This is a genomic window from Mesorhizobium sp. M4B.F.Ca.ET.017.02.2.1, from assembly GCF_003998955.1.
In the GTDB taxonomy this organism is placed as follows: Bacteria; Pseudomonadota; Alphaproteobacteria; order Rhizobiales; family Rhizobiaceae; genus Mesorhizobium; species Mesorhizobium abyssinicae.
This window is the reverse complement of record NZ_RZOF01000376.1, coordinates 1-5,867: the sequence shown is the minus strand read 5'-3', so window position 1 is coordinate 5,867 and position 5,867 is coordinate 1. Positions and strand designations below refer to the sequence as shown.

Sequence of the window (5,867 nt, the reverse complement as noted above, 5' to 3'; positions counted from 1 at the left end):
TGGTTCCATGACCCGAAAAATATTTTTCAGTTGGCCGCGCGCCCTGCCGCCAGCCAGTCGCGCCCGGCATGGGCAAACACCGCGCAAAGCACGATCGCTCCACCGATGATGCTGGCGGCCGGTGGGATCTCGCCGAGGAACAGGAAAGCGAACGCGATCGCGAACGGCACTTCGGCCGAGCCGAGCAGGCCTGATTCGGGCGCCGGGATCAGCCGCGAGCCTTCCGTCCACAGGATCGACGCCAGCGCGAAGGAGCCGCCGAACGTGGCCAGCAGCAGCGCATCCCGTGCCGAGACCGCCAGCGGATCGGTGACGAACCAGCCGAGGACGAACAGAAGGAAGGCCGACACCGCGCCAGCCCACACAACAGGCGTGTCGCGGAAGGCGCGCACCATGATCATGTAGAGCGCGCTGCCGGTTGTCATCAGCAGCGCCAGCCCATCGCCGAAGAGATGGCCGGTGCCGAAGCCCGACCACACCATGATGCCGACGCCGCACAGCGACACGGCGGCGGCAAGCATCGTCTGCAGCCGGAATTTTTCCCGCACCAGCAGGAAGGCGAGCAATGCGGCGATGAAAGGCGAGGTCGCGTAGATGACGGCGACATTGGCGACATAGGTGAATTTGAACGCCGCGATGAAGGCGATGCTGGCGGCTGCGCCTTCCAGCGCCAGCAGCCAGCCGCGCCAGCCGAGCCGCAGGCTTTCGCGCCCGCCGGAGCGGCGCCGCCGCCACAGCACATAAAGCGTGATCAGGATCGAGCCGACGAAACCGCGCCAGCAGGTGATCGTCAGCGGATCGGCGTGGATCGATTTTGTCAGCACGCCGGTGAGGCCGAACACGACGGCGGAAGCCGACACCAGGACGATGCCCAAGGTTCGCTCGGCGGCGCTCGTCGCGCCATCGGCCAATGTATCAGTCATCTCGAGGGAATCGGTCATGTCCTCAGTCTACGTCGCCCTACCGGCATGGTTCCGTCAGTTGTCATGCTAGAGCCGTTTGCGGAAATGCTCGTTGCCGATGACGAGCAGGCCGGCGGCGACGATCAGCGCCGCCCCAAGGAACACCTCGCGGCGCGGCACGTCGCCCCAGATGGCGAAGCCGAGCGCGAAGGCCCAGACCAGCGACGTGTACTCGAACGGCGCCACGATCGACACCGGCGCCCTTTTCATGCCTTCGAACAGAAGATACTGCGCCATGCCGCCGAGCGCACCGACGCTGGCCAGAAGCAGCAACTGGCCGCCGTCGGGCGTCCGCCACCAGATCAGCGCCGGCGCCACGGAGAAGAGCAGGAAGTAGAAATTGTTGAGCACGAGCTGGATCGTCGTGCGCTCCTGCATCGCTATCTTGCGCAAAAGCACGACGGCGATGCCCCAAAGCAGGGCCGCGGCCAGCACCAGGACCATCGGCAGCGAGATGCCGAGATGGGTCGGATCGCAGGCGACGAATACGCCGGCAAAGCCGATCAGCACCGCCAGCCAGCGCAGCAGCGGCACCTTCTCGCCAAGCATGAACACCGACAGCACGGTGACGATGATCGGAGCGGCATAGTAGATGGTGGTGAGCTCGGCGAGCTGCAGGGTGCGGGCGGCATTGTAGTAGCAAAGCCAGGCCGCCAGCGTGAAGGCGCTGCGCACCAGCATCGGCCGCACGATGGGCGAGCGCGCAGTATCGGTGAACAGGCGCCGCCCGCCGATCGCCGCGCAGGCGGCAAGGATGGTGACCGAGCGGAAGAACATGATCTGCCAGACGCTGATGCCGACGACCAGCAGCTTGATCGCTGCGTCCTGCGCCGAAAACAGGAAATAGGCGCCGCCGGTCAGGAGGATGCCGGCCAGCACCCTTTCGCGGCTATCGAGAATGGCGACATCGGCCATGCGGCACCGCTTTGCGGACGTTGCTTGCATTGAGCCAAACCCCTTGGCCCAACAGGATCAGCCTATACGGGCGATGGCCCGCACGGCGCTACGCCAGCTCCGGCCTTGCGTTGGGGCACAGGCCTGGCGGCCTGCATTCACCTGACGCTTGCGGCACACGGATGTTCGACGTCTTGCAATGCTGGACGGTCATCGCCCGATCAGGTAATTTTGCAACTCGCGGATTGATCGGCGCGGCTGACCCCGGCAGTGGACTATGGAGAGGCGCGCCAATGCGTGCGCTGCATAGGTCCGGAAGCTTCGATGACTGACGTGATCGATCGACTGGTGAGGGCGATGAACGCGCATCAGCTCGACGCTGTCGCCGCTCTCATCCACGAGAACTATCGAAGCGAACAGCCGACGCACCCGGGCAGAGCCTTCGTTGGCCGCGACCAGATGCGCGCCAACTGGGAGGCCATGTTCGCAGGGATACCTGACTTCCATGCGACGGTCATGCGCTCGGTCCGGGACGGCGACACGACCTGGACCGAATGGCATTGGTCCGGCACTCGCCGCGACGGAAAACCCTTCGAGGTGCGCGGGGTCACCCTGTTCGAGATCGTCGACGATCGGATCGTAAGCGGGCGACTGTATCTGGAGGACGTCGAGAGGCAGCCTGTCGGCATCGAAGACGCGGTCGAAGCCCTTTCCGGGCGCCGTCCGTCAACGGCCGGCAGCGAAACCTGTTCGTGAGCCGCAGGCCTCACTGCGTTGCCTGATAAAGCTCCGCGGCCGCCTCCTTCAGCGCTCGCCTTCCGTCCGCCCTGAAATACATCATGTGGCCGCCCTCGACGACATCGAGGCGGATAGGCTTTGCGTCGGAAAGCGGCGGAACCTGATTCACCAGATAACGCGAGGCGAGATAGGGCGTGACGAGGTCGGTGTAGCCGTTGACGATGACGACGCCGAGCGCGGGGTTGAGTGAACGCGCCCGCTGCAGATCATCCATCACGCCGGCATAGCCTTGCCGCGAGGTGCCGTAGTCCCAATTGTGGGTGACCTCGCCATTGAGCAGCCGGTAGCTGATGTCGGTGTGGAAATTGAGCTCGTCGCGGACATAGCCGACGAAGGCCGAGGTCAGCGCCGGCACACTGCGGTCGAGCACGGGATCGGGTCCTGCGATGCGTCCGCTCTCTGGCGCGATGTCGGCCGTGCCGATCATGCCGTCATACGGGCTCAGCACCTTGCCTTTGGCGCGGGCGAATTCTCGCGCGAACAGGCCGGTCGGGACGCGGGCGAAATTGTGCTGGACGAGCTCGAGCGGCAGTCCGGTGATATCAGCCACGCGCTGGCTCGCCAGCTTTCCGCCTTGTTCCAGCCCGCTGGTCAAAGCGGTGAGGTAGTCGCCCATGGCATAATGCTCGACCTCGGCGAGCCTTTCCCGCAACGCATCCCCGCTGACGCCTTCGCTGCTGAGGCGCACCGCCGCCAGCGAGGGCAGTTCGAGCGCCCAGTGCAGCGGCTCGAATTCGTCCGGCTGCACTAGCATGAACTCCAGCGCCGGAGAGATCAGCACGATGCCGTTCGGGCTGATGCCGACATCCTCCTGCAGCGTGCGGGCAAGCAGCGCCGCACGGAACCCGCCATAGCTTTCCCCGGCAAGGAAAAGCGGCGACCCGGTGCGGCCGTTCTGGGCGAGATAGAGCCGGATGAAGGCGCCGATCGAGCTGGCGTCCTGGCTGACGTCCCAGAAATCGTGCGTGTCCTGGCCGGGCGCCTCGCGGCTGTAGCCGGTCCCGACCGGATCGACGAAGACGAGGTCGGTCATGTCGAGCCAGCTGTCGGGATTGTCGATGAGCTTTTGCGGTGAGGGCAGGAATTCTCCAGCTGCACCGGTCATGACGACGCGCGGCCCGAGCGCGCCGAGATGCAGATAGGCGGAGGCCGCGCCCGGCCCGCCGTTGAACACGAAGGTGATGGGGCGAGGGGCAGCCTTCGCCTCGCCCTCCGATGGCCGCAGCGTGTAGGCGACGTAGAAGATCTCGGCTGTGACATCGCCCTTGCCGGAGAGCAGCGACAGGGTGGCGGCCTTAGCCTGATAGTCCAGCTTGCGCCCGGCGATGGTGATCGAGTGGTTCGTCGTCTGCGGCTGTGGCAGGAGCGACAGCACGCCGCCCGCGGGCGCCGGCCGTTCCGGCGTTTCGGCGAGACCAGCCGGCGCGAACGCGGCAAGCAACAGCAGGGCGAGGGGAACGAGTTTCAGCTTGAACCGCATGACGCCTCCGCGGGAACGACTTCCGCATAGGTATGGCTGAGCCTGTCGAAGTCAAAGGGGGCGTCTCGACACTTGGGTTCCTCGCCTCGCCTAGGGCGGGGGAAAGGAACCCAAGCTGGAATAATGTGCTATCAACCACCAAAGAATATCGAAAGGAGCGCAAATGGACGCGACCGCACTCAAGGCCATGCAGGCGCCGCTGAAGGACGCCTATCGAGAGGATGCCTCGCGCGCGCTGATCACGCTTAGGGCAAGGGGCTCGGTCGACGACCAGTCGATCGCCTGCAAGGTCGAGACGGGCAGGGCGCTGGCCATCGCCGGCCTTCATCCGGCGACCGGCGGCTCCGGGCTCGAGCTCTGCTCCGGCGACATGCTGCTGGAGGCGCTGGTCGCTTGCGCCGGCGTTACCCTGAAGGCGGTGGCGACGGCGCTGGAGTTCAAGCTTGGCAATGCCACCGTGCAGGCGGAGGGGGATCTCGACTTTCGCGGCACGCTGGGCGTCGCCAGGGACGCACCGGTCGGCTTCCGCGAAATCCGGCTCAGTTTCGATCTCGACACCGACGAGCCGCAGGAGCGTATCGATTCGCTGCTCAAACTCACCGAACGCTATTGTGTGGTGTTCCAGACCATTAGCAACAAGCCGCAACTGACGGTCAGCGCACGGCGCTGAAGCTACTGTGCCGAAGGCTCTTCGGCATCCCCTTCGTCGGTGAACGGCGAGGCGCTCGGCACGCACTGCACCGCCCATCCCTGAGGGGTCGGCTGCTTCTGGTATTCGGTGACGGCGTTGGTGCACTGTTCGCGGGTGTCGAAGGTGCTGGGCAGCACCACCATGCCGCCCTGTGGGCCGGCGATCACCAGATACCAGACCAATGCTACGCTGGGAGCAGCCATGGGAATTCCTCACTATGTTGGTGTGGGAGAGTCGGCCGATCCTAGCAACTCCGGGCGAGCGGTGAAAGCTCGCCCGGCCTGCGGTGCATGCGCGCGACATCACAGCCGCGTGATGTCAGCCCCGCTCTCCAGCGGTCATTCGACGGCGAAGCAATAGAACAGGCCGTCGCCGCCGGTGCCCTTCAGCGCCTCCTGGCTGCAGCCGCCACGCGAGGCATGCGAGGAATTCCATGACTTGGCGGCTGCCGAATCGTCGAGCCCGGTGCGGTCGTGATGGCCCATCATGGCCACCCCCTCCGCGCCGCTCATCGTCCAGTCGCCGCAGGTCTGGTCGGCGATCTTCGTGCCGTCGGGTTTCGAGCCGGTCAGCACGTCATGGCGGTTCGGCTTGTCGCCGCGGCCGTTGACCACCTCGCCCTTTTCATTGAGCGCCGTCTCCTTGCTGATGGCGTTGGCATCGCCATGCAGCGAGGCGACATCGTCGGCGATCTTGACGCCCTTGGCGTTGACCCACGGACCCTTGCCGATGCGGTCGCGCGCATCCTCGGCGCTGGTCGACAGATAGGCATGCCAGGTCTTGCCCTTGACGCCGGCTGCCTCCGCAAGCGACGCGCAGTGCGCGTCGGCGCCTTTCAGCCCACCGAGATCGGCGCCCTTCCCGGAGCCGACGCTGGTGACGAAGAAACTCATCTTTGCGTCTTGCGACAGCGCCGCGCCGGCGGTAACGGCGGCAAGTGCGGTGGCGGCAACGAGAATAAGTCTACGCATGGCGGTCCTCCGGTTTCGAATGTTCTACATTCGAAGAACGTTGCCGCAGGCGTATTTAATCCGTCTCGAAC

7 protein-coding genes are annotated in these 5,867 nt (G+C 65.3%); 2 read left to right on the top strand and 5 right to left on the bottom strand.

Features of this window, described 5'->3' with window-relative positions; genetic code table 11:
• Positions 1–26: 26 nt before the first annotated feature.
• Together EN738_RS29580 and EN738_RS29575 are read right to left on the bottom strand one after the other, a co-directional pair.
• The gene (locus EN738_RS29580; protein WP_245494807.1) at positions 27–941 is read right to left on the bottom strand and encodes a DMT family transporter; all 915 of its coding nucleotides are present in this window, start codon (positions 939–941) and stop codon (positions 27–29) included.
• Between the two features lie 48 nt (positions 942–989).
• Positions 990–1,877: a DMT family transporter gene (locus tag EN738_RS29575; protein WP_127286737.1), complete on the bottom strand. Its 888-nt coding sequence runs from the start codon at positions 1,875–1,877 to the stop codon at positions 990–992.
• 303 nt (positions 1,878–2,180) lie between these two features.
• Here EN738_RS29575 and EN738_RS29570 point away from each other — a divergent pair, with 303 nt between their 5' ends.
• The gene (locus EN738_RS29570) at positions 2,181–2,612 is read left to right on the top strand and encodes a nuclear transport factor 2 family protein (RefSeq protein WP_127286736.1); all 432 of its coding nucleotides are present in this window, start codon (positions 2,181–2,183) and stop codon (positions 2,610–2,612) included.
• 10 nt (positions 2,613–2,622) lie between these two features.
• On the opposite strand, the gene EN738_RS29565 is transcribed toward EN738_RS29570, so the two are convergent.
• Positions 2,623–4,134 (bottom strand): alpha/beta hydrolase, encoded by a 1,512-nt coding sequence (locus tag EN738_RS29565; protein ID WP_127286735.1) that lies wholly within the window; start codon positions 4,132–4,134, stop codon positions 2,623–2,625.
• Between the two features lie 163 nt (positions 4,135–4,297).
• On the opposite strand from EN738_RS29565, the gene EN738_RS29560 reads away from it, so the two are divergent.
• A complete protein-coding gene (locus EN738_RS29560; protein WP_127286734.1) occupies positions 4,298–4,804 on the top strand; it encodes an OsmC family protein in 507 nt (168 codons plus the stop codon).
• 2 nt (positions 4,805–4,806) lie between these two features.
• Here EN738_RS29560 and EN738_RS29555 read toward each other — a convergent pair whose 3' ends face one another.
• Positions 4,807–5,028, bottom strand: coding sequence for a hypothetical protein (locus EN738_RS29555; protein WP_127286733.1), 222 nt, complete (start codon positions 5,026–5,028; stop codon positions 4,807–4,809).
• Between the two features lie 135 nt (positions 5,029–5,163).
• Positions 5,164–5,796 carry a hypothetical protein gene (locus EN738_RS29550; protein ID WP_127286732.1) on the bottom strand — a complete coding sequence of 211 codons (633 nt, stop codon included), beginning with the start codon at positions 5,794–5,796 and terminating at the stop codon, positions 5,164–5,166.
• Positions 5,797–5,867 lie beyond the last annotated feature (71 nt).

Coding starts and splice junctions, on each gene's coding strand:
- EN738_RS29580 (WP_245494807.1), bottom strand. CDS start 941: ATGACCGATTCCCTCGAGATGACTGATACATTGGCCGATGGCGCGACG.
- EN738_RS29575 (WP_127286737.1), bottom strand. CDS start 1,877: ATGGCCGATGTCGCCATTCTCGATAGCCGCGAAAGGGTGCTGGCCGGC.
- EN738_RS29570 (WP_127286736.1), top strand. CDS start 2,181: ATGACTGACGTGATCGATCGACTGGTGAGGGCGATGAACGCGCATCAG.
- EN738_RS29565 (WP_127286735.1), bottom strand. CDS start 4,134: ATGCGGTTCAAGCTGAAACTCGTTCCCCTCGCCCTGCTGTTGCTTGCC.
- EN738_RS29560 (WP_127286734.1), top strand. CDS start 4,298: ATGGACGCGACCGCACTCAAGGCCATGCAGGCGCCGCTGAAGGACGCC.
- EN738_RS29555 (WP_127286733.1), bottom strand. CDS start 5,028: ATGGCTGCTCCCAGCGTAGCATTGGTCTGGTATCTGGTGATCGCCGGC.
- EN738_RS29550 (WP_127286732.1), bottom strand. CDS start 5,796: ATGCGTAGACTTATTCTCGTTGCCGCCACCGCACTTGCCGCCGTTACC.